This window comes from Nitrobacter hamburgensis X14, from assembly GCF_000013885.1.
Lineage (GTDB): Bacteria > Pseudomonadota > Alphaproteobacteria > Rhizobiales > Xanthobacteraceae > Nitrobacter > Nitrobacter hamburgensis.
The window spans coordinates 2,624,519-2,648,449 of the sequence record NC_007964.1 but is presented as its reverse complement, the minus strand read 5'-3'; the positions used below and the strand labels follow the sequence as shown (position 1 = coordinate 2,648,449).

30 protein-coding genes are annotated in these 23,931 nt (G+C 59.4%); 24 read left to right on the top strand and 6 right to left on the bottom strand.

Annotated elements, in window-relative coordinates:
* Position 1 precedes the first annotated feature (1 nt).
* From NHAM_RS12160 to NHAM_RS12085, 16 genes are all read left to right on the top strand, one after another.
* Complete coding sequence (locus tag NHAM_RS12160; protein ID WP_011510849.1) at positions 2-379, top strand: GPW/gp25 family protein; 378 nt, start codon at positions 2-4, stop codon at positions 377-379.
* Positions 376-1,425, top strand: coding sequence for a baseplate assembly protein (locus NHAM_RS12155; protein WP_011510848.1), 1,050 nt, complete (start codon positions 376-378; stop codon positions 1,423-1,425). Before NHAM_RS12160 ends, NHAM_RS12155 begins: the two co-directional genes overlap by 4 nt.
* Positions 1,422-2,084, top strand: coding sequence for a phage tail protein I (locus NHAM_RS12150; RefSeq protein WP_011510847.1), 663 nt, complete (start codon positions 1,422-1,424; stop codon positions 2,082-2,084). The genes NHAM_RS12155 and NHAM_RS12150 overlap by 4 nt, the downstream gene beginning before the upstream one ends.
* Positions 2,085-3,857, top strand: a complete 1,773-nt coding sequence (locus NHAM_RS24015) for a phage tail protein (RefSeq protein WP_011510846.1) — start codon at positions 2,085-2,087, stop codon at positions 3,855-3,857.
* Positions 3,854-4,390 carry a DUF4376 domain-containing protein gene (locus NHAM_RS12140; RefSeq protein WP_011510845.1) on the top strand — a complete coding sequence of 179 codons (537 nt, stop codon included), beginning with the start codon at positions 3,854-3,856 and terminating at the stop codon, positions 4,388-4,390. Before NHAM_RS24015 ends, NHAM_RS12140 begins: the two co-directional genes overlap by 4 nt.
* A 42-nt stretch (positions 4,391-4,432) precedes the next feature.
* Positions 4,433-5,869 (top strand): phage tail sheath subtilisin-like domain-containing protein, encoded by a 1,437-nt coding sequence (locus NHAM_RS12135; RefSeq protein WP_011510844.1) that lies wholly within the window; start codon positions 4,433-4,435, stop codon positions 5,867-5,869.
* 59 nt (positions 5,870-5,928) lie between these two features.
* Entirely contained in the window at positions 5,929-6,444 is a 516-nt protein-coding gene (locus tag NHAM_RS12130; RefSeq protein ID WP_011510843.1) for a phage major tail tube protein, read from the top strand.
* A gap of 9 nt (positions 6,445-6,453) precedes the next feature.
* Positions 6,454-6,747, top strand: a complete 294-nt coding sequence (locus NHAM_RS12125) for a phage tail assembly protein (RefSeq protein ID WP_011510842.1) — start codon at positions 6,454-6,456, stop codon at positions 6,745-6,747.
* A gap of 17 nt (positions 6,748-6,764) precedes the next feature.
* On the top strand, positions 6,765-7,004 hold the full coding sequence (locus NHAM_RS12120; protein WP_011510841.1) for a hypothetical protein: 240 nt from the start codon (positions 6,765-6,767) through the stop codon (positions 7,002-7,004).
* The gene (locus NHAM_RS12115) at positions 7,005-7,253 is read left to right on the top strand and encodes a hypothetical protein (RefSeq protein WP_041358046.1); all 249 of its coding nucleotides are present in this window, start codon (positions 7,005-7,007) and stop codon (positions 7,251-7,253) included.
* A complete protein-coding gene (locus tag NHAM_RS12110) occupies positions 7,232-9,253 on the top strand; it encodes a phage tail tape measure protein (protein WP_041358045.1) in 2,022 nt (673 codons plus the stop codon). Before NHAM_RS12115 ends, NHAM_RS12110 begins: the two co-directional genes overlap by 22 nt.
* Positions 9,253-9,678: a phage tail protein gene (locus NHAM_RS12105; protein ID WP_011510840.1), complete on the top strand. Its 426-nt coding sequence runs from the start codon at positions 9,253-9,255 to the stop codon at positions 9,676-9,678. Before NHAM_RS12110 ends, NHAM_RS12105 begins: the two co-directional genes overlap by 1 nt.
* 6 nt (positions 9,679-9,684) lie before the next feature.
* Positions 9,685-9,897, top strand: coding sequence for a tail protein X (locus NHAM_RS12100; protein WP_011510839.1), 213 nt, complete (start codon positions 9,685-9,687; stop codon positions 9,895-9,897).
* 3 nt (positions 9,898-9,900) lie between these two features.
* Positions 9,901-10,971 (top strand): phage late control D family protein, encoded by a 1,071-nt coding sequence (locus NHAM_RS12095; protein ID WP_011510838.1) that lies wholly within the window; start codon positions 9,901-9,903, stop codon positions 10,969-10,971.
* A gap of 237 nt (positions 10,972-11,208) precedes the next feature.
* On the top strand, positions 11,209-12,243 hold the full coding sequence (locus tag NHAM_RS12090; protein WP_041358044.1) for an FkbM family methyltransferase: 1,035 nt from the start codon (positions 11,209-11,211) through the stop codon (positions 12,241-12,243).
* The gene (locus NHAM_RS12085) at positions 12,203-14,539 is read left to right on the top strand and encodes a glycosyltransferase (RefSeq protein WP_081434993.1); all 2,337 of its coding nucleotides are present in this window, start codon (positions 12,203-12,205) and stop codon (positions 14,537-14,539) included. Before NHAM_RS12090 ends, NHAM_RS12085 begins: the two co-directional genes overlap by 41 nt.
* A 184-nt stretch (positions 14,540-14,723) precedes the next feature.
* Here NHAM_RS12085 and NHAM_RS12080 read toward each other — a convergent pair whose 3' ends face one another.
* Entirely contained in the window at positions 14,724-15,761 is a 1,038-nt protein-coding gene (locus NHAM_RS12080) for a class I SAM-dependent methyltransferase (RefSeq protein ID WP_011510835.1), read from the bottom strand.
* 202 nt (positions 15,762-15,963) lie between these two features.
* On the opposite strand from NHAM_RS12080, the gene NHAM_RS12075 reads away from it, so the two are divergent.
* From NHAM_RS12075 to NHAM_RS12045, 7 genes are all read left to right on the top strand, one after another.
* Positions 15,964-16,734, top strand: coding sequence for a M15 family metallopeptidase (locus NHAM_RS12075; RefSeq protein WP_011510834.1), 771 nt, complete (start codon positions 15,964-15,966; stop codon positions 16,732-16,734).
* Positions 16,734-17,171 carry a hypothetical protein gene (locus NHAM_RS12070; protein ID WP_011510833.1) on the top strand — a complete coding sequence of 146 codons (438 nt, stop codon included), beginning with the start codon at positions 16,734-16,736 and terminating at the stop codon, positions 17,169-17,171. Before NHAM_RS12075 ends, NHAM_RS12070 begins: the two co-directional genes overlap by 1 nt.
* Entirely contained in the window at positions 17,171-17,611 is a 441-nt protein-coding gene (locus tag NHAM_RS12065; protein WP_011510832.1) for a hypothetical protein, read from the top strand. Before NHAM_RS12070 ends, NHAM_RS12065 begins: the two co-directional genes overlap by 1 nt.
* A 16-nt stretch (positions 17,612-17,627) precedes the next feature.
* On the top strand, positions 17,628-17,813 hold the full coding sequence (locus tag NHAM_RS12060; protein ID WP_157043611.1) for a hypothetical protein: 186 nt from the start codon (positions 17,628-17,630) through the stop codon (positions 17,811-17,813).
* Positions 17,813-18,043 (top strand): hypothetical protein, encoded by a 231-nt coding sequence (locus NHAM_RS12055; protein WP_011510831.1) that lies wholly within the window; start codon positions 17,813-17,815, stop codon positions 18,041-18,043. The genes NHAM_RS12060 and NHAM_RS12055 overlap by 1 nt, the downstream gene beginning before the upstream one ends.
* 115 nt (positions 18,044-18,158) lie before the next feature.
* A complete protein-coding gene (locus NHAM_RS28215; RefSeq protein WP_011510830.1) occupies positions 18,159-18,782 on the top strand; it encodes a hypothetical protein in 624 nt (207 codons plus the stop codon).
* A 227-nt stretch (positions 18,783-19,009) separates the two neighbouring features.
* Entirely contained in the window at positions 19,010-19,525 is a 516-nt protein-coding gene (locus NHAM_RS12045; RefSeq protein ID WP_245270062.1) for an HNH endonuclease, read from the top strand.
* Positions 19,526-20,184: 659 nt separating this feature from the next.
* On the opposite strand, the gene NHAM_RS27580 is transcribed toward NHAM_RS12045, so the two are convergent.
* Both NHAM_RS27580 and NHAM_RS12030 read right to left on the bottom strand, forming a co-directional pair.
* Entirely contained in the window at positions 20,185-20,337 is a 153-nt protein-coding gene (locus NHAM_RS27580) for a hypothetical protein (RefSeq protein ID WP_198136925.1), read from the bottom strand.
* An 87-nt stretch (positions 20,338-20,424) separates the two neighbouring features.
* Positions 20,425-20,868 carry a PRC-barrel domain-containing protein gene (locus NHAM_RS12030; RefSeq protein ID WP_011510828.1) on the bottom strand — a complete coding sequence of 148 codons (444 nt, stop codon included), beginning with the start codon at positions 20,866-20,868 and terminating at the stop codon, positions 20,425-20,427.
* Between the two features lie 527 nt (positions 20,869-21,395).
* Between NHAM_RS12030 and NHAM_RS12025 the strand changes: the two genes are divergently transcribed.
* Entirely contained in the window at positions 21,396-22,340 is a 945-nt protein-coding gene (locus tag NHAM_RS12025; RefSeq protein ID WP_011510827.1) for a hypothetical protein, read from the top strand.
* A gap of 36 nt (positions 22,341-22,376) precedes the next feature.
* Here NHAM_RS12025 and NHAM_RS12020 read toward each other — a convergent pair whose 3' ends face one another.
* The 3 genes from NHAM_RS12020 to NHAM_RS24895 form a co-directional block, all read right to left on the bottom strand.
* Positions 22,377-22,673, bottom strand: a complete 297-nt coding sequence (locus NHAM_RS12020) for a hypothetical protein (protein ID WP_011510826.1) — start codon at positions 22,671-22,673, stop codon at positions 22,377-22,379.
* A 266-nt stretch (positions 22,674-22,939) separates the two neighbouring features.
* Complete coding sequence (locus NHAM_RS12015; protein WP_157043610.1) at positions 22,940-23,218, bottom strand: hypothetical protein; 279 nt, start codon at positions 23,216-23,218, stop codon at positions 22,940-22,942.
* 318 nt (positions 23,219-23,536) lie between these two features.
* Positions 23,537-23,863 carry a hypothetical protein gene (locus NHAM_RS24895; RefSeq protein ID WP_081434992.1) on the bottom strand — a complete coding sequence of 109 codons (327 nt, stop codon included), beginning with the start codon at positions 23,861-23,863 and terminating at the stop codon, positions 23,537-23,539.
* Between the last annotated feature and the right edge of the window lie 68 nt (positions 23,864-23,931).

Sequence of the window (23,931 nt, the reverse complement as noted above, 5' to 3'; positions counted from 1 at the left end):
CTTGGCCTCGACCGGCTTCAATCGCGAAACAGGTGAGCTTCTTCGCGACTTCGACCACGTGCGGCAGTCCATCGGCGTCATTCTGACGACGCCGATCGGCTCGCGCGTGATGCGCCGCGAGTTCGGTTCAGAGCTGTTCGACCTGATCGACCGGCCGATGACCGATCGCGTCATTCTCGCGATCTACGCCGCCGCGGTGATGGCAATCGCGCGCTGGGAGCCGCGCTACGCGTTGACCGGTTGCCGTCTGACCCGCTCCGGCGCCGACGGCGTGATCGGCCTCGAACTCAACGGCACCTATTTTCCGCGCGGTCACCTCGGCGATTTCACGCCGGCCGGTGACCAGCGCATCATCGTTCCAATCCGGGGCACCGCATGAGCCGCTTTGTTGCACCCGATCTCGAGGCGCTGGGCGACGTTCCGCAGGTCGTTCCCGTCGATTTCGAGGCTATCAAGACAGCGCGGGACGAGTTTCTTGTCGCCGCGCTGGCGCGGGTCGGGGTCGATTATGACGTGACCGGTTTGGAGACCGATCCGCTGGTCATCGCCTATTCCGAAGGCGGCGGCTTTCAGGAAATGAACTTCCGCCAGCGGGTCAACGAGGCAATCCGCGGCTTGTCTCTGGCAACGGCGATTAGGGGCGATCTCGACCATATCGGCGCGACCTATGCCGGCATCGGTCGGTTGATCTACCCGAATGCCGCCGACGATCAGCCGGCGAATTCGCAATGGGACGATCTGCGCGGCAAGTGGGTGGAGACCGACACCATCTTCCGCGCCCGGATCAAGCTGGCGTTCGAGGCGTTCTCGACCGCCGGGCCGGAAGGCGCCTATGTGTTTCACGCGCTTGAGCTCGACGGCGTGCGCGATATCGCCGACGCCGCGGCTTATTCCGAAGAGGATGCCGCCACTTATAGCGCGACGCTGCACAGCGACGCCTATTCGATGGGGCTGATCGCCGCGCCTTTTGCGGGCCGAAACGACGGCGACCCGGTGCTGGCGCCGGAGATCCTGATCGTGGCGCTGCCGACGGAGACGTATGGCGCGGTCGACCAGGCGCTGCTGGACCGCGTGTTCCGCGCCTGTACGGCCGAGGATGTGCGGCCGCTCGGCGATAACGTTCGCGTCGAGGCTGCGACCGTGACGGCCTACAACATTGCCGTGACGCTCTATTATGCGCCGGGGTCGGATGCGTCGGCCATGGCGGCCGAGGCCAAGCGCCGCCTTGAAGCCTATGCTGCCGATCGGCGGCGGATCGGGTTGTCGATCCAACGCGAGGTGATCGGCGGACGCGCGGCGATCGACAACAATGTGACGGTCGAGGTTGTGTCTCCCGTGGCGGATATCGAGCCCGGATCGAAGGGGGTCGGGCAGGTCGGGACCATCGCCGTCACCACGGTGCAGACGCAGGGGTCGTGGGAATGACGCCGGCGGAGGCTGTTGCAGCCGTCGCGCCCATTGCCGATGCCATCCTGCCGCGAAGCGCCGCGCCGATCGAGCGCGCGGTGCTGGCGGCCGAGCTGGCGAGGATCGCGATCGTCGATCCGACCGTGATCGTCACGATCTGGAATCCGGCGACGTGCCCGGATGTGTTGCTGCCCTGGCTGGCGCAGGGCGTTTCGGTCGATGTGTGGTCCGATGCCTGGCCGGAAGCGCAGAAGCGCGCGGTGATCGCCGCGTCTCCGATGGTACATCGGTTGAAGGGCACCTTGGGCGCGGTCCGGCGCGCGCTGGCGGCATTCGATCTGGAAAGCCGGATTGTCGAATGGTGGCAGGACGGCTCGCGTCGCGGCACCTTTCGCATTGAACTGATCTACCGCAACGGCGGGCCGGTGTTCGACCTCGCGACTCAAGGCTTCGCGATCCAGTCGGTTGCCGCCGCAAAGCCGAAAAGCCGCGTGTTCACATCGCTGGCGATCCTGCGGGCGCGGGGGCCGGTTTATGTCGGCGCGCTCGCTCGCTCCGCGATTAGTGCGGCCGCGCATCCATTTGTATTCGAAACGCCGGTGTTGCGCGCCACGAATTACATGGGCGCGACCGCCGCGTCGATCATGTCCGCCACTGCCCACGTAAAGGCCGCTTAAATGCCACAGACTTCATTCGCAGTCATGACCACGCTCGGCCGCGCCAAGGAAGCCGCGGCGCTCGCCAACGCGACCACGATCGAGATCACGCATATCGCCATCGGCGACGGCGCGACGGTGCCCAGCGGTGGCGAGACAGCGCTTTATAACCAGATCGCGCTGAAAACGATCAGCGGTCATGGCACCGTTGTCGGGGCTTCGAACGTTGCCTATTTCGACTGCTACCTTGCCGCCGGCGAGGGGCCGTACACCATCCGCGAAGCCGGGCTCTATGATATCGACGGCGACCTGATCGCGATCGCCCATTACGATCCGCCGATCAACAAGCCGACGCCGGACAGCGGCCAGACCGTCGAGGGAACGGTGCGGCTTGAGGTCGCCTTCTCCGATGTCGCCAACGTCATCATCAAGGTCGATCCGTCGATGCAGGTCGCGCTGCAACGGCTGACGCGGTTGCCGTGGATACCGATCATATCGATGTCGCTTGCGACGCCACCGGCGTTGCCGGTCGCCGGCGACACCTACGTCATCGCCGCCGATCCAACCGGCGCCTGGGCGGGGCAGGCCGGCAAGGTCGCGGAATATACCAACGCCGGCTGGGCGATCATCACGTCGCCGGAAGGTCACGGCGTCAGCTTGCCCGATGGTCGTGTGTTTGAGCGTATCGGCGGTAGCTATGTCGAAAAGATCGCGCTCGATGCGCAGAGCGGAAAGTGGGTCTATGCAGAAGCGGCCGGCACAGCCAATGCACTGACAGCCGCGCTTGTTCCGGTGCCTACGGCGTACATTGACGGGCTGACCGTGCGTGTGAAGATCGCCGCGACAAACACCGGGCCGGCCACATTGAACTTGAACGGGCTCGGCCCGCTCCCAATCCAGACGCCGCGGGGTAGCGAACTCGCCCAAGGTGATCTGATTGCCGGCAGCATCTACACGCTGATCTGTACCGGAGCCGGTTTTGTGTTGTCGGGCATTGCCTATAGCGAGGTTCCGATCGTCGCTGCCACGCCCACGCTCTACGTCCGCACTGACGGCAACGACGGCAACGACGGCTCGGCGAATGACGCCGCCCATGCTTTCGCGACGATCGCGGCCGCAGTCGCTTATGCGAGATTGAGGTTTTACCTCGCTGGCGCAACGATGACGATCCAGCTCGGGAATGCCGGAGATTACGCGCCACCAGGCGACGTTAACGTCGGTGGCGGGGAAGTCGCGATCCTCGGCGACATCGCCAATCAAGCGAATTACATTATTTCAGGTATCGGCCCCCCGGGTGGATCATCTGGCCTTGTTGCCGCGGTAAACGGCAAGGTCAATCTTCGCGGTATGTCTGTCAACAACACGGGCATAATCAACTCCAACACGATCGCCGCCGGCGCTGGAGTAATGGATCTAACCAACGTCACCCTAGGGACGTCAAACGCTAGCGTTCCCGCGCTAGTCGCCGCGTCGGCCGGTGGCGGTGTTTCAGTCAACGCTGGATGCATTATGGGCGGCTCGGCTATCTGTATGTGGCTCGCCTCGGGTGGAACCATAACGATGCTCGCCGACGTCGCCACTGCGAACGGTGCGTCTTGGTCGAATTCTACCATGCGCGCCACAATCTGCGGCTCGTTCCAGCTCGCTGGGCCGTTCTCGTTCTTTGGAACACCGGCCACCGGCCCTCGTTACAGCGCGGGCCTGAACGGCGTCATAAGTGTGGGCGGCGCCGGGGCGAACTTCTTCCCCGGCGGCACCGCGGGTTCTACCGACACCGGAGGCCAGTACGCATGAGATACAATCCTCTCGATTGGTATTGGCTGGCCGACGACGGGCGTGTCTACAGCAGCGCACAACAGGCGCGGGTGCCGGACGACGACGCGGCCTGGCTTGTGCGGCAAGGCTCTGGCGCCTGGACGCCGTGGCCCCGCGACGAGGCCGGCGAGCAGACAGACGCAGCTTTGCAATGGGTGCTGGCGCCGTATGGCCTGTTTGTAGACCTCCTGGCCTATGCCGCCGACGCGCGCTGGCGTCGAGAGGTAGGCGGCATCACCGTCGCCGGCGTGTCTGTGGCGACGGATGATCGGTCAAAGCAGATGATCATTGGCGCGCGCATCGCTGCCGATGCAGATTCCAACTGGTCAACATCTTGGGTTGCTGCTGACGGTTCAATCGTGCCGGTAAACGCGACCACCATCATCGCGATCAGCGACGCCGTGCAAGCGCACGTCAACGATTGCTTCACCGCCTATGCACTGGTGAAGGCCGATATCGACAGCGGCGAAATCACCACGATCGCCGAGATCGACGCAGCGTTCGCCGCGTAAAAATCCCCGCAACATCCAGTCCTCAACCCAAGGAGAGCCGATATGGCTTCTGTGTCCTTTCACCACGGCACGCGCGTATTCCAGTCTGGCGAGACCCCGGTGTTGGTCCGCACCGCGCAAACCGCCGTCATCGGCCTGATCGGCACCGCGGCCGACGCCGATGAAGTCAAATTCCCGCTCAACAAGCCGATCCAGATCCTGCGGCCGAGCGATGCCGAGGGGCTGGGGAGCGACGGCACGTTGATGGAAGCGATCGACTCGATCTTCGATCAGGTCGGCTGCCCGATCATCCTGGTGCGTGTCGAGGAGGGCGCGACCACGCCGCTCACCTGGGCCAACGCGGTCGGCAATCAGGTGTCGTTCACCGGCGTGCATGCCTTCCGCCGCGCCAAGCCGGATGGCCTTTATAAGCCGAAGCTGCTGCTGGCCCCCGGCCTGACCCAGACGTCGCCGGCCGACGGCATCGCCTCGATTGCGGTTGGCGTGGGTGGCTCCGGCTACGTCGCCGACACCACGACGGTGACGATCGCTGGTACTGGCGGCGTCGGATCGGGCGCCGAGGCCGCGGCTGTCGTTGAGGCGGGCATCATCACCTCGATCCTCGTGACCAAACCGGGTTATGGCTACACCGGTGCAGTCACCGTTACCATCGCGGGCGACGGTGTGGATGCGACGGCGACCGCCGCCAAGGGCTCGGTGATCAACCCCGTCGTCGCCGAGCTGATGGGCGTCGCGGAAACGCTCAAGGCGATGGCCTATGTCGATGCGCCGGACACCACCGACCAGGCGGCGGTGCAGTATCGCGGCCTGATCAACTCCGGCCGCATCTTCGTGTGCGATCCGAAGGTGCTAAAATTCGACACCGCCCAGGCGCTCAACGTGCCGCAGCCGTCGTCGCCGATCTTCGCCGCGCGCCAGGCCAAGATGGATCTGGAGCAGGGCTTCTGGTGGGCGGGCTCGAATACCGAGATCGCCGGCATCGTCGGCACCAACCGGCCGATCGAATACGGCGTCCAGTCGAACTACCTCAACGAAAATCGCGTCAACACCATCGTCAACATCGACAACACAGGGTTCCGGCTGTGGGGCGTGTGGACCTGCGACAGCGATCTGCTCTGGCAGTTCGTGTCGGTGCGCCGCACCGCCGATGCCATCAACGAGGCGCTCGAGGTGGCCTATCTCGAATTCGTCGACCGGCCGTTTTCAAAGGCAAACCTCAAGTTCATGATCGAGACCGGCCGCGCCTTCCTCCGCACCATGGAGCTCGAGGGCGCGATCCTGCCCGGTCATGACGTCTGGCTGCTCGAGAGCAACACCGACAACGATCTGGCGCAGGGCATCGTCAAGCTGGGCGTCAAGTTCGAGCCGCCGGCGCCGATGGTCGATATCCGCATCACCAGCTATCGCAACATCGCCAGCTATACCCTGCTGCTCAATCAGGTGGCGCAGGAAATCAGCTCCGGTTCGCTGGCTGCGTAAAGCACGGCCTTCGTTCTCGCCATCCATTCATCAGCCAGCTTTTTTAAGGAGGGCATCAAATGCCGTCGAGTTCCGATATGCCGCGCTACATCCTGCGCAACTGCACCATCTTCGCCGATCGCGTGTCCAAGATCGGTCAGGCCAGCGAGATCACGCTGCCGGTCCCGACCGAGAAGGTCGAGGAAATGCGCAACGCGGGCATGGTGATGCCGATCGACGTGCCGATGGGCTTTGAGAAGGCCGAGGCCTCGTTCAAGCTCACCGGCTTCGACCCACAGGTGATCACGCTGTTCGGTCTCACCGTCGGCCAGGAGCGCGAATTCATGGTCACCGGCGCGCTGGCGCACGAGGACGGCACCATCATCAACGCCACGGCCTACATCCGCGGCCGGCTGATCAAGACCGATCATGGCTCGTGGAAACCGGGCGAGGTCGGCGAAAACGATTTCCAGATCACGCTGCGCTATTACCGCCTTGAGGTCGACGGCCGCACCCTGATCGAAATGACGCCGTTCGACGTCTCGATCGGCGGTCAGTCGCAGACCAGCAGCATCCGCGCTGCGTTGCTGGCGTAAGGAGCGGTCATGTCCCACACTGTCACTTTCACTCCGGAATCCCCGATCACCTATAACGACAAGGCCTATCCGGCGCTGACGCTGCGCAAGATGAAGGCCAAGGACCTGGTCGCCGGAGATCTCGTGACCGGCGACACGCGGAAAGCCTTTGCCATCTATGCGTCGATGGCCGGGGTGCCGATTGGCGTCATTGAGGAGCTTGATATCGATGACTTCGAGCGATTGAGCGAGGTCGCCGCGCCGCTGATGGGAAAGTCGGCGAAGGCTGCGATCAAGGCGGCCAAGGAAAAGATCGCGGAGTAAACAACGAAGGCGACAGCGTGATTGTCGCTGTCGCTACCCTTGCGCGGCACCTGCACACGCCGATCGGCGAAATTGAAGATATGGAGATGGACCGCTTCGAGGCGTATTCGAAAGCGCTGGATACCATCCTTTTTGCAGAGTCTGGAAAGCCTGGACGGCGCAAGTTCAATCTCCCTGACGGCCATGAAAGCATCGCGGAACAAGCAGGCGCGGTGCTCGATGGAGCGTTTGCGAAGCATCGAGCCAAGGAAAACTAAGTGACGACCTTAACGTCAAAACTGATCGTCGAACTGATCGACCGGGCGTCGGCGCCATCGCGCGCCATCGCCGGGGCCGTCAATCGGTTGACGGCGATGCAGTCGCGCAACGCAGCGGCGCTGGCGTCGGCGCATACGCAGATGTTTGGCGCGGTGGCCGTCGCTTACGGTCTAGCACAGGCGATCGGCGCGCCGGTCAATCAAGCCATCAAGCTCGAAAAAGCGCGATGGCCGACGTTAACAAGGTGACCAACTTCAGCGCCGATGGCTTGAAGAAGTTTGAGCGCGATCTTCGCGGGCTTGCGACATCCGAAATTCCTTTGGCCGTTACTGAACTTGCCGCATTGGCGGCAGCCGCGGCACAAGGCGGCGTGCCTGAAACGGACCTGCTCGATTTCACAAGAATGACCGCGAAAGCGGCGGTCGCGTGGGAAGTGACCGGCGCGGTTGCCGGTCAGAACCTCGCGAATCTGCGATCGGCGCTTCGGCTGTCGAACAAGGACCTCGGTCTGTTTGCTGACGCCATCAACTACGTTTCCGACAACACCGCGTCGTCCGCGCCGGACCTTGTGGACTTTTCCAAGCGCGTTGCGGCGCAAGGCGAATTCTTCGGCTTCGCCAAGGAACAGGCGCTGGCGTTCGGCGCGGCGATGATCGGTGCGGGCGCAGAAAGCAACGTCGCGGCGACGTCGTTTCGGAATATGGGGCGGGCCCTGACGCGCGGCAGCAGCGCCAGCAAGGCCCAGCAAAGGGCTTATGAAAAGCTCGGGCTGAATTCGTCACGCGTCGCCAAGACGATGCAGAAAGACGCCGTCGGCATGACGCTGAACGTCATGAAGCGGATAGGCAAACTGCCCGCGTATATGCAGGGGTCCGTGATATCCGACCTGTTTGGCGACGAAGCGCGAGCGCTGGCGCCCTTGCTCGGAAAGTTGGAAATTCTAACGGACGCGCTCGGTCTAGTGGGAGACAAGACGAAGTACGCGGGCAGCGTCGAGAAGGAGTTCGCCAATCGCGCCGCTACGACGGAATATGCGCTACAACGCTTTCAGAGCCGCGTTCGCGAGGTTGGCCTCGTGGTCGGCGGTAGCCTGCTGCCGCCGCTGAAACATGCGCTCGATGTGTTAGGGCCGCTGGCGCTGCGATTTGCGAAGCTGGCCGAAAAATATCCCGGTTTAACCCGGGCGGTCACATTGACGGCCGCCGGTCTCGTTGGATTGCGGATCGCCGGCTTCGCGGCCGCGTTCGGTCTCCGGTGGATGTGGGGCGGGGCGCTTGCGGTGGCGAAGGGGGCGATGCTCGGTTTGGCTGGTGCAGTTCGCGTGGCGTCCATTGCCCTGATGCCGTTCGGTGCGGCCTTCCGGGCCGCACGCTCTGCCATAATGGCGACACGCACAGCCATTCTGGCATTTGCGGTATCCGCAGCGATGCTGGGCACTGGCGGCGCTCTCAGGGCAGCAGCGGCGTCTATTTTCAGCATGGCGACTGCTATGCGGGTGCTCAAGTTCGCCGTGATCGGCACCGGTATCGGTGCTGCGCTCGTCGGCCTCGCCGCTGCGGGAACGTGGATCTACAACAATTGGTCCGGCATCAAGGCGCTGTTCGCCGGCATAGGCGAGGGCCTTATGGCTGGACTTGCGCCGGTGATGCCGACAATCCAGCCCATCATCGATGGCTTCAATTGGCTGTCAAACACCCTGTCGTCGATATTCGGGCCGATCGATGCATCGAAGGAAGGCTGGCGGTCGCTCGGCGTCACGATCGGCACCAGTATCGGCGGAGCGATCACCAGCGTGATCGAGAAAATCAAATCGTTGATCGGGTGGATCACGTCGGTTCCCGGCAAGATTGCCGGCATGTTGGGCTTTGGCGGTTCGGGTAAGACGCCTGCTGCCGCTGCCGCGACCGTGGCCGCGCCAGCCATCGCCGGTGCGCGTGCGGCCGGCGGGCCGGTGAGGGCGGGCAGCGCATATCTCGTAGGCGAGAACGGCCCCGAGATTTTCCGGGCGCGGGCAAATGGCGCGATCTCCAACACGCTCGACACGGTGCGGGCGATCAAGGCGCAGGCCATGGCCGGTGCGGCGAAGGCAGGCGGTGGCGCCGCGGTGACCAATGTCGGCGGCGTTACGATCAATGTGCAAGCATCGCCCGGTCAGTCGCCCGAGGCAATCGCGGCGGCCGTCGAGAAACAGCTTAGTTCAAAGCTGAATGCGCTCTCGCGTGGCGCCTATAGCGACGGGGTGTATTGATGCCGACACCGATGGCTCTTGGTCCGTTCGGGTTTGAATCGTTGCGCTTTGGCTACGACGGGGTTTCGCGCGACCTGTCCACGTCGTGGGCTGACATCCAGACGGTTGGCGGTCTGGATCGCCTGCAATGGCTGGGCGGCGAAGCCGACCGGGTGAAGATCGAGGGCGTCGTTTTCCCGGAGGAGTTCGGCGGGCTTGAGAGCCTCGAGGGTGTTCGCTCGGCCGCCCGCGATGGAGCGGTGCTGCCGCTGGTGACCCTCGGCGGCAATGTGTTCGGCATGTACGTGATCGAAGTCGTCTCGGAATCGCAGCGTTTTCACGATGCAGCCGGCCGGCCGCGCAAGGATGTCTTCATGATCAGACTCAAGCGATACGTCGGCAACGACTTCTCGCCGATCTCCATCATTCAATCGCTGTTCGGGTGAAGCGCGATGGCGACGGTCTACACCACAATGCAGGGCGAGATGGTCGACATGATCTGCCGGCGCGTCTACGGCGACGAAAGCGGCTATGTCGAGTTGGTGCTCGATCTCAATCCCGGCCTCGCGGCCGCCGCGATTCCGCTGCCGATTGGGACGAAGATAGCGCTGCCGGGTTTGCCGCGCTCGGCGCCGGAGCGGAAGATCGTCAGCTTGTGGGATTGATCAGTGAAAACCCCTCGCGCTGAAATCTCGGTGAATGGCCGGCCAGTCGCCTCGATCTTCAACGAACGGCTGATCTCGGTGACGATCGTCGACAAGGAAGGTGTCACCAGCGACACGATATCCTGCGAATTGAACGACGGAAATCCGTTCGCGGAAATCCCGCGCAAGGGCGATATCATCACCGCGAAGCTGGGCTATCTCGAATCGGGGGTGCTCGATTTTGGCCGCTACGTCGCCGACGATCCGGAGGTGCAATGCCTGCCTTACAAGCTGTCGGTCAACGGCAAGGGCACCGACATGCGCGAGAAACTGAAGCAGCACGCCGCGCGGCATTGGGACAAAAAGACCGTCATGGATATCGTCTCGGATATCGCCAAGGATCAGGGGCTCACCGCCAAGGTGGACAGCAAGGTCGGCGGCTATACCTATGAGTGGTTCGGGCAGGAAGATGAAAGCGACATCCACGTTGTCGAGCGCCTGGCGCGGCGGCATGACGCGCTGTTCTCGATCAAGAACGGCAACCTGATCTTCGCCGCCAAGGGCAGCGGACAATCGGCCAGTGGCGCTGCGCTGACGCCAGTGGTCGCGACGCCCGACAACATCGTCGCGGAAACCTGCAAGACGACGTTCGCCTATCGCAACAGCTTCGCCAAGGTCAAGGCGCACGCGCAGAACCGTAAGACAGCATCGCGCGATGAGGTTGAGGAAGACAGCGACAGCAACGGCGAGGCCGATTTCACGCTGCCGGAGCCCTACGCCGACAAGGATGAGGCCAAGCGCGCGGCCGGCGCCAAGGCCAAGGACCTGAAGGCCGAGACGATCAGGACCTCGGTGACGCTGTTCGGCGATCCGGCGATCCGCGCCGGCGCACCGCTGATCTATGCCGGCGTGCGGCCGCAGCTCGACGGCATTCAATTCATCATCGAAACCGCGACGCATACGCTGTCCAAGAGCGGCTACACGACGCAGATCGAAGCCAAGCTTGGCGGCAAGGGCGAGGCCGGCGCGACGGGTGGCGGCGCAGGTACGACTTCCGGCGCCGATATTGACTGGCAGAAAGAATTGGGCGGTTAACTGGGTTAACTAAGCAACAGTTCGCAGCAAAGATGTTAGTATCCGAGTCTCGGAAGAAGTTGTCTATCTGACCAGAGGTCCAGGCATAGGCCGCACCAATAGCAATTGTCATCGAATTGGTTGCGCTCGAATGCAGTCGCACCTGCAGCGGCGAAACCCCCGTCGGCCGCTTGACTTCATGCCACGCTCCAGCAATTTTACATCCTCTCCGGTAGGTGAATAGGGTTGGCTTATAATATGTTGAAATATATAGCGAAACGCGCCTTACGGCCGATTACAAGGCGGCTAGCGTTTAGGACGGAGGCGAAAGTCCAACAAGGCATCAAGCTCTTGTCGGAGGAAATGAATCGACGATTTGCAGAGATTCAGCGGCAGAATGATCGGTTGCGAATCGAACTGTATTTTTCCCAGCTTTCATCTGGGCGCACATTCTCGCCGACTAAAGCGGTGGAACTTAAGGTGCCAAATTCGAGCATCGAAATGGTCTTATGCGGTCCGGCAGAAGACCGTAGCATCATAGGCGCAATCGAGTACCAACAAGGATACTATGAACCGCATGTCATAGCGGCGCTATCTCGATTGATCCCTGAAACGGCGTCATGCATCGATATTGGTGCCAATATCGGTGCAATATCTCTCCAGCTAAGCAAAGTTGCAGCGAGAGGGCACGTCTACTCATTTGAACCCGCGTCGGCCTCTTTCGGATATTTGACACACAACATTACTGCGAACGGCATAAATAATATCACCGCTTACAATTTGGGGGCCTCGGACAAGTCTCAAGACCTCGTACTTAACTATATCAGCGACCTCTCTGGATGCTCTTTTGTTTTGGGAACGACTAACGCACTACCGGAAGAGCTTTCGACGGCGAAGCAGGAAACCATCCACTGCATCGCTATCGATGACTGGGTTAGAAGGCACAACATTCCTCCGATCGACTTCATAAAGCTCGATGCTGAAGGAATGGAGCAGTCCGCTTTGCGGGGTGCTTCTGACCTGCTGATGCGTGACAAGCCTGATCTTGCGATTGAGTTTAATCCTCACACCAGCGACGATTTCGGGCATGGTACTTCAGAGGAACTGTTTGAGACCCTCAATCGCTATTGGGACCAGATTTACCTGACACCACGTGATGTCTCAGAACTTCCGATTTTAATCCGGGATTACAATCATCTCATGGAGATGGTGAAGCTGGGGCCTGGATGGGAAGACCTTTTTTGCACGACCGATGATCGGCAAAGAGCGAGATGCAATGTATCTGCTCATTGATCTGCGAGGTTGCCACTATCATCAAGATCGTGGAATTCCGAGTTATGCCCAGTCTCTCGCACTTCAGGTTGCGCGATCCGGCGCGGCGATATGCTCTTTCCTTGTGCATAAAGATAGGCCGTCTTTGAGTGAAGAGGGGGCGCTGAGAGAGTACGGGGAGGTACTTTATCATGAGGACGTTTCTCGCGTCGGCATACGTCGGTGCGACGCCTTCCTAATTACGAGCTTGATGCACGGGCTTGACACGGTGGATGAGCTGGAACGATTGGCGGTTCCGTTAGAGGTGATGGCACATCGTCCAATGGTCTGCGCAGTCCTCTACGATCTCATCCCGTTGATTTTCAAGGAGGTGTACCTCCAACATCCGGCAACATCTCGTGGATATTTTGCCGCGTTGAACACTCTGAAACTATGTGACCATATCTTTTCGATCAGCGAGGCAAGCGCCAGCGATGCTGTGCGGATCGCAGGAATTTCGCCAGCAAAGATAACGACAATTTGGGGCGGCATTGACAGCAGTCGCTGGGTCGTTAGTCACGAAAGTCATCTCAGCACGCGATCCACGGAAGTCGTCTATGTCGGAGGCGAAGATTTCCGCAAGAACATGGCGGGGCTGGTCCGGGGGTTTGGGCTTTACAAGAAGAACAACCCATACAGCGAACTAAGTCTTGCTGTCGTTTGCTCTCAAAGCAGAGCCGGTAAGAAGGTGATGTCTGAGCTCTTAAAGTCTGAAGATCTGAAGGAAGGAGTCGATGTTAAGCTGACAGGCTACTTGGCTCATGACGAATTGGTTAAAAGAGTGGCAAGCGCTAGATCGTCGATTTTCCCCAGCTTGTACGAAGGACTGGGTCTTCCGATTCTTGAATCATACGCTGCAGGGACGCCAGTGTTTGGGTCGGATAAAAGTGCAGTTGCCGAGATGGTGCACCCAGCGTGTCGGTTCAATCCTTATTCGGTAGGATCGATTGCGGCGGCATTTGAAAACATCGAGCATCGCGAGGAGTTATTTGAAGCGTCACTAGAATTTGGCCGAGATATATTAGGAAAGTTCAGTTGGGGGAGGTCTTCCAAGATCGTAACGGCAACGATTTCCGGACAACTTGCTTCTAGAAGACCAAGCGGTCACCGGGCCGACGTCCCTATGATCGGGCTATTTGGGCCTTCGTCACCGGAACAGACCGGCGTTGGCATTTACAATTCCACGGCATTTTCTGGAAGCAAGAAGCGCATTGTGCTGTTCACGGACTTCACGGGCGAAAGATCCATTCAACAGAAAACGACCGCAATAAAGACTCTCAGCAGAAAGCCGGATCTGCTCTTAGCTCCGGTCGCTGAGTTCTCTCGTTTTCAGCCGCCGGGCAACTACCTTGCGCACGTCTTTGCAATTGGGAATTCACATCACAGCCTTTCCGCTCTCAAAGCCGCAATAGGGAATAGGGTAATTGGAGTACCGCGCGTGCTTTATTTGCATGAAGCACGCGTCACGGGGCTTCTGCTAGCCTACTTCGGCGGGGACGCCAATATGTTGGCATCGAGGCTCACAGAGTATTACCCTGAACTCGGAGCTTGGTGTTGCCATAGAGCAACCCTCCTCGATATCTTGAGCTGCCATGTTATGGGTGTTCGGTTACTGATTGCGCTGACTGGTGCATGCACGATCTTTGTGAATTCTCGCCGTGCTAAAACGCTCATTGAAGCGGAACTTTCGAGCTTCTCCGAGTGCAAATTCGAAGTCCTCTTTCACCCTGTCTTTCCGCCAGGGGATGCCACACCAGAACGCCGCGCTCCACATGATGAAATCGTTATTGGTCATTTTGGAATCGTCGGACCGATGAAGAGACCGGAATTGCTGATCGCGGCATCGCGCATAATATCTCATGATAGGAAGGTGCGTCTTCTTTTTGCGGGTTACTCAGCAAGCGCGGCGATCCATTCGCTGGATGCCCCCGAGTTTGTCGAATGTATCGACGCTCCGACGGATGCCCGCATGATATCTCTCATGAGAGGGGTGGACATCGCCGTTCAGCCGCGTGAACCCGATCACGGCGAATCGTCCGGAGTTATTAACCAGTTGATCTCAGTGGGTAAGCGTCCGATCACCAGTTCAGGAACAGCGGCAGACGATCTCGGAGAACTTGTTTTAACCGTACCGCGGGGGGCGACCGCTAAGACATGGTCGGACGCAATACTGAAGGTGCACGAATCGGACCGCACCTCGATTTCTACCAAACATCTTTCTGTTGAAGCCTTCGGACGCGCTTTTGATGCAGCCATTGACCGACTGAAGGTTGATTAGCGGCTCTCATGACTAGGCGCGCTGCTGAAAAAGCATCGCTCTCTATTTAGGCCTCCCAACAAGGACTCCCACCAATGCCCAACCTCTCCTCCGAGGTCGCGGCTGCGCGGCCGTATGCCGAGTTTGTCGGCCGCGACCGGTACATCGAAGCATCGAAGGTGGTCGCGAACAATCTCTCTTGAAGTCAAATGCGGCGCGCCACAATGGTATCAACAAGACCGTTCGTATCGGATTTGAAGCGGTCGTATGAAAGCCCGACGCGCTTCAGAGATTCTCGAAAAAACGGTTCTTGGAACCCAAGCTCCATCCAGCCATGCGTCCGCATCGCTCGGAGTGACAAGCCATCAAGCCGCGGCCCCCATGGGTACGGAACTGCTGTCCTCCAAGGGCCTTCTGTGTCAATGACGGGCTCACAGCCAAACAATAGCATCCCTTCCGGGTTCAGGAGCGGCAAGCAATGCTTGAGTGCGGCGACGTGCTGAATTGAATGATGGAACGCTTGGTAAAAAAATATTCGGTCAAACGGTTGCAGGCCCTCGCCACTCAGAAAATTACCGACGATGGCGGTAATCGGACAACCAATCCTCGCGGCTTGTTGCTGCACGATTTTGATACTGTTGGGGTCAATATCGATGACAGTAACGTCGCAGCCTAGCCTTGCCAATAGAAGCGAAATCTGAGCATCACCACACCCGTACTCAAGAACGCGGGTTCCGGGCCGCACGTCAAGTGTGCGGATCAGTTGTCCGAAGCTCTCCAAGTATCCAGCGAGAAAATTTCCGTCGTGAAGATAAATGCCCGGTCTTGCGACACGATCATCGATGTTCACCGGCGTATATTCGAATAACTCGCTGTACGATGATCGGCCCGAAATCTCGGCATGAATTGCCATGATCTTATTGGCATAGGCTTGCGAAAACGGGTCGGCTTGAATGTGGATAAAGCTATCATCGGCAAGGTAACAATTGCAAAGCAGAGGAATGCGGTCGGTTTCCGCGATGTCCTTTAAGCTTTCGCAATAGTCATCAAACTCTTTCAGGGACGAAAGAGCTTTCATGGCTGGACCAGTTTGAGAAACCTCGACTACTGGAGCGGCGGGTGGCGGCGCCTCAACGACTGAGGCATCCCGCGTTCTTAGAGATTCTTCGATCGATGAAAGATAGTTCACTATACGACGTGTGTGGAACACGCGTTCGCGGATATCTGAAAATAATTGTCGCATCTACATGCCCTTATTCCGCTGAAATTGGGGATAGCACGGCTCCCGCCCTCTAGCCACACCCCAAAGGACCAATCCAATGCCCAACCTCGATTCCGGGGGCGCTGGCGTGCGGCCAGGGCATTGATCATCCGTCGCGGCGCGTAGCCGGCCGCAATCCACAAAAACCTGAACCGACCAACCCATCTTCCGGGAGCGCGAACCTATGACGAAATGGCCGAAAGACAATCAAGCCGATCTGCTGGCGTTTTACGGCACGCCAGGCCCCGATGTGGAGCGGCAGCTGGTCAACGTCGTGCCGCCGTTCCAGATGTATTACGACGGCAAGCCAGTCGCCCGCATTCGGTTTCATCGCAAGGCGGCTGCCGCGCTTACGGCTGCGCTGAACGATATCTGGGAGCACTACGGCAGCGACCAGCGCAAGATCGACGCACTTGGCATCTCGAAATACGCCGGCGCGTACAATCCACGTAAGGTGAGGGGCAGCGCCACCAAGTGGTCAAACCATGCCTATGGCGCGGCGATCGATTTGAACGCCGAAGAGAATGGGTTCGGCAAAGGCCACGGCACCATGCCGCAGCCGGTTATCGACGCCTTCAAGCGTCAGGGCGCGCGCTGGGGCGGCGACTATCGAGGCCGCACCGATCCCATGCATTTCGAATTCTGCGACGCCAGCGGCTATCCGGGCCCGGTAGCATTGATGGATATGCCGCAGGTCGATGGCGATAGCGATCAGGGTGATGACGGCGGCAGCACCGAGTTCAGCGCCCAGAGCAAGCCATCATTCGGCAAGCGGGTTCGCAACTGGCTGGTCGGCCTCACGTCGAGCGGCGGCGGCCTTGGTTTCCTCGGCTATCTGACGAGCTGGGAGGTGGTCGCCATTCTGTGCGGCTTCTCACTGCTCATGACCGTACTGATCGTCTGGTTTTTCGGGCCGGACAAGGTCCGCGGCTGGGTCGCGCGGCAGGTGTCGTGATGGCAGAACATCATTGCACCTGGTGGGAATACACCGGCCGCTACACTGCGAGCATCGGTGGAATTTCGTCACCGATCATGCGCGACCTGAAAACAGGCGAGGAGGTGTCCAGCCGGGAATTGCCGGTCGGCGCGCTGTGGGATTGCAACCAGCCTGCCAACGGCAGGGATGATCGTCGGTATTTGTACCCGGTCGGTGCGGACGGTCGCTCAATCGCCTGTCGTCTTCCGGACGGCCGCGATTGGCATATCGACAGCCGTGCCTCGAACTGCACCATGAAGGATGATGCTGGGCATCGTTGCTGGATCCGCCACGGCACCGTCGGCGAAGTAATCCATGTCGACAAGGTCGGCAACACCTGTGCTGCCGGCGCGGGTTCGATCGCTGTGCCTAGCTTCCATGGATTTTTGCACCATGGCGTGTTGAGGGGTTGCTGATGGCACCCCTGTTCTGGTCTATCGCCACCTCCGACATCGCCCTGTGGATCGATGCCGTGATCCTGGCGGCTGCCCTGATCGTCGGCTATGCGCCGCTGCTTAAGTGGTTTCCCGTGATCGGGCCGTATGTCCGGGTCGCTAAACTCGTTGCATTCCTCGTGTTCGGAATTCTGAGCGCGGCTGTTTCGCATCGCCTTACTGATGAGAGCGCAGAACTCGCCCGCGTCAAAATCGATCTCGCGTTCTCGCAGCTGCAGCTCGACACGCAAAAGCAGGCGGCGGAAACGGCGGCGAAGCTCCGCGCCGAGGCCGAGGCCAAAGCCGAACAGGCAAATCAGAAGGTGACGGACTATGAGGAACGGCTTGCGAAACAGCCTGCAGATCACGGCTGCAATCTCGATAGCGATGACGTGCGCAGCCTGCACGACATTGCCCGGTAGCCCGACTATGGCGTCGGTGCAGATACCACGCGACTGCGAGCTGCTGGCGGCGACGGTGCCGTATCCAGCCGTCACCAAGGGTCAATCCGCCAAGGCGGCCGTGGCGCGCCACAGGGCTGCTCTGGGGCAGGCCAACGGCAATCTGGTTGCCACGCGCACCTGTCAGGAACAGCAGCGCCAGCGCTTCGCGGGAGGCCGGTAATGAGCGAAGTTCACAAATTCGACGATCTCCCGACCCGTACCAAAGACTTCCTGACCAATATCCGCGACGACGAGATCGACACGCTCAACGACGGCATCCGCCTCGTTGGCGCTATCAGAACCGTCGGCACCTTCATGAAATGGCTGATCGTCGGCCTGATCGGCATCCTTGCCGGTTTCGTGATGGTCGGGGAATCGATCGCCAAGATCGCCGCCTGGATACGCGGCTAAATCTCGCCACGCCGATCGGGACTGCCGACCCTGTAGATGGGGGCATTGGCCGGCAGTCCCTTAGCCGGGAGGCGTTCGGCTAGCCAACCATATCCAAAAGATCATTGGAGAAGCCATGCGACCAACCGTCTTTCTGGCGGCGCTTTGCGCTGTTCTGCTCGCGTCGAATGTCGATGCAAGGCCGAAGCATCATTCTTTGCAGAAAACGCAAAGAACGAACCTGCAAGAAAACTTTGCAGGTTGCTCCGTTCCGGTCATGCGGCCGTGCGGCCTGTCCGCAACCCGTGAAAGTCGCCAAGTAAGGCGGCTGGTTCGTCAAGTTGGCCGCTCAGATCGTCAAGTATCGCCCCGAACGCCACCCGTTGGCCTCCGTCGCGTCATGGCCGATGGAGCGGGGATGGTGGTCGGAGGCCGCCCGGCCGGCTGTCCGCGTCGCTACTGCGGCTGCGGTGCCTCGCTCTATCTGTTCGGCAAGATCATCCCGTCGCTGAACCTGGCGGCGAACTGGTTTCGCTTCCCGCGCACCTCACCCGCTCCGGGGATGGTCGCGGTCAGGCGGCACCACGTGTTCGTGCTCAAGCGGCATGTCAGGGGCAAGATTTGGCACGTTTTCGATGCAAATTCTGGCGGTGGTAAAACGCGCCTCCACAATCGTTCGATTGTTGGTTTTTCTATTGTGAACCCTCACGGCGCTTCGCGCGCTCACGTCGTCGAAGCTCGGCCTCAATGGCAGTTCTGAGAAACTGAGTCCGGTTCTCGCCCTCATCCAAAACAGCAGCAATGCGCTCAAGCGTCCCTTGATGAAGGGTCGCTAGCACCTTTGTCTCGATTTCCTTTTTTCTGCCCACAGCCGCTTGCGTAGTGGATATACGAAATCTGGTCAAAGCAGCCTCTTTTCATATATACGATATTACAAGTATCATATATATCATTCATCGCATTACGTATATATGAATGAGGTTGGATGTGCTGACGCAAAATGAGCTAAGGACCTTTCTCAACTACAATCCGGAGACGGGAATATTCCTCTGGCGCGACTATCCGCTACCAAGCGGGAAAGCGCGACGTCGCTATGGGAAAGCATCAATCGGATCAATCGCCGGATCAACAGATACCTATGGTTATCGAGAAATCCGGATCAACTACAAAATGTACAAAGCTCATCGATTGGCTTGGCTGTATGTCTATGGGGCATGGCCGGAAGGTGAAATAGATCACGCCAATGGCGTCCCCGGCGACAATCGGATTGCGAATCTTCGGTTAGCCACACGCGCCCATCAAAACGCCAATACGCGGCGACGCCGCGACAACAAGTCCGGATATAAGGGGGTGTGTCGTTACGGCGACCGGTTCCACGCTTTTATCGGTGTAGGCGGTGGGAAAACCAAATATCTCGGCTCGTTCGCTACAGGCCAAGAGGCTCACGCCGCCTACCTTGACTTCGCCAAGAAGATTTACGGCGAGTTTGCGAGGGCGGCATGAATTCCGGCCGCGGCAAGACCCGCGTCCATCCTCGCTCGATTGTCGGCTTCCAGATCGTCGATCCGCACGGAACAAGGGTGGCGGCACAATGAGGTCGCTTCTCGCAATCGCCACGCTTCTGCTGCTCGCCGGCTGCGGTCCGTCCGGCCCGAGCGAGCCCGACATGGCCGGATGCGCGGTGCGCGGCGGCGGTCCCTCCATCTCAAGTCGTGAGGTTGCTGACTGTGCTGTTGACCGCGCGGAGATCGAGCGGGGGCGGGGACACCACTAATTCTACCCCAACACGGGGCCGTCACGAATCATCAGTAGACCGCTGTCTGGACGCTATGTCCGCCTTGGACTAGCTCCGCTCTCAACTAGCCCGGCGCTTTACGGCGTCGGGCCTTTTTTCCACTTCAAGCGTGCCACGCGCCTGATCTGTTGACGTTCCGCGGACCGGCGGATCGGTCGGAGACCGAAACCCATCCAGGCCGATGGGATGACGTTCCGGACAAAAGAAAAACCCGCCGGTCCTTTTCCCAGCGGGCAAGTTCTCGTCCAAGCTATGGGCGGCCCGCAGAGTCAGCCGGCGGGGGCGTGGTTGGGAGTGGGGACTGCCGATAACCCCCATCCATCCAGACGAATGAGCGGGAGAGGGCTCAGCGACTCGCCCAGTCAACTCAGGCCGCAAGATACACCATGTAGACCACCGCGAAGCCAGCCACGACAAGTCCAGTGCTCGCGAGGAGTACGTTGCGCACGCTGGGGCCGCGCTCTGCTCCTCGCGCTTCTCTTGCAGTCTCAATGATGTGTCCGTCTTCGATCTTTGCCATAGTCCATCTCCCGAGCATGACATTGTCGACATCGTGGACGGTCACGATCTTGGACGGCTCGTCCACTCTGCACTTCATCCAAGCGGTTTAACCCGGACGTATCACTACCTCGTTATCGTACTTGTCGAGCACTGCGTATCGGGCGTTCCAGTCAAAGATGGTCTCGGTGCCATGCTTCGGTGCGCCCTTCAGCCGATTACCGCTTATGTCGGAACGGTACCCGCCAAGTTCGGCATCGTATCTAAGTAGCTTCCAGGGCACCGGGTAATGATCGTTGCCGATGCCGAGAAAGCCGCCGAAGCTCAGCACGGCGTAGGCGATCTCTCCGCTGGTCTTGTCAACCATGACGCGTTCGATGGAACCTATCTTCTTGTTCTCGGCACCATAGATAGCTTTCCCTGACTCTTTGTCACTGGCGGTCAGGCGACCCGTAGGGCGCGCGTTATCGGGAGCCGGCGACGGATGGTCACCTCCTGGGTCCTGATGCACATCTTTGCCCACACTGGGGCGCGTTTCGGGATCGTAACTCATAGGAAGCGCCTCCTTTGTAGTTCATCCGATGTAGGCCAACGGGCGCGCCTCGAGCGCGTTCCGAAGGAACAGCGGTTCCTTCGTTACGGTTGGTTCATCTCTCGTATCGCGGTCAGTTTCACGCAGCCGACGCGCGTTCGCGCGCCGCGAACTGCCGGGCGGCGAGATCGAGTTCACGATGAAGCGGCTGCGGGCGCGAATTGAGCGCGAAAATGTGAGCGATGCACAAGAAACCCGCCGGCGAGGGGCGTCACCGGCGGGTCGGGGTCCTTGGGGGTGAACGGTTGCTGGACCGTCCGGGTAGGTAATGCGCGGGACGGGGAGGGGTTCCGTCGGTTCCAATTTCTGGAAAATCTGATATACTTGGAACTTCGAACGCGAAAAGCCGCCACGGAACCGCGACGGCCTTTCGTAGATCGAACCAGCTTGGCGCTGACTCGCTCTGTGCAACCGTGAATGTAACCATTCCGGAGAACGTGTCTAGCCAAGTTGGGCACCACCCCAACAGACTGAAAAGGCTAGATAAAATGGCTAAAAGCCAAGACTTGGTCACCGGCCCTCAACAGCTCCGTCTCGACTTGCAAATTGCAACAGAACGCGAAATTGATGGCGTTCTCATGGGGGTCCTTAGTGACGGGACGCCCTACCTGAACATTCGCGGCTTAGCCCGGATGTGCGGCGTCGATCACACGTCGATTCTCGATATCACTGCGCGATGGCAAGCAAATCCTTTGCGTCCACGCGAAGCGCGCATCAAAGAGCTGGTTCGCGCGCAGTCCGGTGACGATAATATCGTCTTCATCGCGACGAACCTTAACGGGACGATCCACCACGCGGTCCCGTCAGCCGTATGTATGGCAATCCTCGAATATTATGCCTTCGAAGCCAAAGGCATTTCAAATGCCAAGGCCGCTGAAAGCTTCCGGACCCTAGCTCGCAAAGGCTTCCAAGCGTTTATTTACGCACAAGTTGGCTACAATCCGACTGGTGCAAGTGACATTGCCTGGAAACAGTTTCACGACCGGGTGTCTCTGTCTTTCCACACAGTGCCTGATGGTTATTTCAGCGTATTCAAAGAGCTGGCCGATATCACAGTGACGCTCATCCGGTCGGGCGCCAATCTTGGGTCAAGTTTCATTCCTGACATCAGTGTTGGGCAACATTGGGGTAAGCACTGGACGTCAAACAACCTCGATGCGGTTTACAGCGATCGCATCAAATACGATCACAATTATCCTGACTATTTTCCGCAAGCGCTCTCAAATCCCCAACCAGCATATTGCTACCCCGACGAGGCGCTGGCTGAATTCCGCGATTGGATAAAGAAGGAATACGTCGCAAACAAAATGCCAAGCTATTTGCTCGGCAAAGTGAAGCAGGGACAAATTCCGGCACCCGCTGCGGCCGTGGCGCTCGATGCATTCAACCCCAAGAAACTCCCACCGTCGAAAATTAGGCCACAACGGTTCTGATCGAACGACTAAGAAACCCCGCTCCGGCGGGGTTTTCTATATGTCGTGGTGCGTTCTCAGGTCAGCCAGAGCTTCTTCTGGTGTCTTGAACGTGTTCGCAGAAGTCGGCGCCCACCCGACGAGGCTGCCGTCTTTCCCGGCAATAACCGGAACCCATCCACGCTCCGTCAGTGTAAGTCTGATCTGGTCGTGTAGTTGAACTTTGTAGCGTTCTTCACTGATCAAAGCCCATTGTGACGCAACAACTTTGGCCTTCGTCGAGCCGGAGGAGCCTTCTCGCTCACGTGCCTTTATCAGTGCTCGGATGTGGATCAAGGCTTTACGTTTGTTCATTGAAGATCCCCAACGGAAGCGCTCCGGCGGGTTCTTCTATTCGGTCTTGTGCTTCGCTGCCATCCGCTCCCGGTAGGCTTCTACGCCTTTCTGCCAATCTGATCCCGGAATGATCTCGCCGTTATCGTCGCAATTACCAGCCTCGATCTCGGCCGCAGCAGTTTCCCAATGGCTATCGACCTATGCTGGGATATCGGCTTCGGCCATGCCGTTTCGGCGGCAAACCCGTTCGCAGACTTCGCGGGCGAGGGGTTCGATGTTGGACATCAGCGCGCCTCTACGATCTCAATCCGGCATGAAACGAGCGTTTCCAGAATCGTTATCCGAGTCCCGGATGTATCGATCGCGAACAGCCCATAGGCAATGCCGTGCGCTATGCCGGCGCCATATTCCGCCACGTTGCCGCCGGCCCGCAAAAACGCGGTGTTCGTGACGCCGGTATAGGCCCAGCCTTGTGCGCAGGTTAGCTCGCGGGCGATCTCGGCCAGCTTTCGCGCGGCAGATTCCGGATTGGCAAATGGGCGGGACTCAACGAATTTGACCATCGGAATACGCATGCCAAGTTGACGCTATCTTGGCAAGCCGCGCCGATCTTGATGCTCCGGGCAGCTTACGATCTCGACGGTCTCATGATGCCTGATCCAAAAGTTTAGGCGGCTTCACCGTCCTGCCGTTCACCGCTGGCGACAATCCTAAGCGATCCGTCAGGCAGCGGACATTGTAGCATCTCCGCCTCATCCCACGGCGCGCATACAGACGTCGTGCTCTTCCGATCAGAATTGTGCGCCGGCGATGGTCTCTATCGCAGCAGCAAAGCCGGCGACGCTGTAAAAAAAGCCCGCATCGCTGCGGGCTTTTTGTTATTACCAACCGCGGTATCCGCCGAAGCCGAACGTTATGCTCGGCCCGCCATAACCATATCCCCTGCCGTAGTACGGACTGCCATAGTACCTCGGAGCGTAGCCGTAGCTTCTGTAATGCGGACGGTAGTAACGATGGCCATAATGGCGATGGTGGCGGTAGTGACGATGGCCATGGTGGCGATGGCGCCGCTGAGAGCTGATGTCGGTCGATGATTGGGTTACGTCGGTTGGGGTCTTTGCCCTCACCGGATGGTCTGCCGCGTTTGCAGCGGCGCCACCGATCAATGCGGCTGCGCCAACTGCCAACGCCATAATAAACTTTCTCATAAGAGCACTCCCTTTAACGTGTAGATGGCTAATGGACGCGGGCGTTTTGCGTTCCGGCGTGCGACATT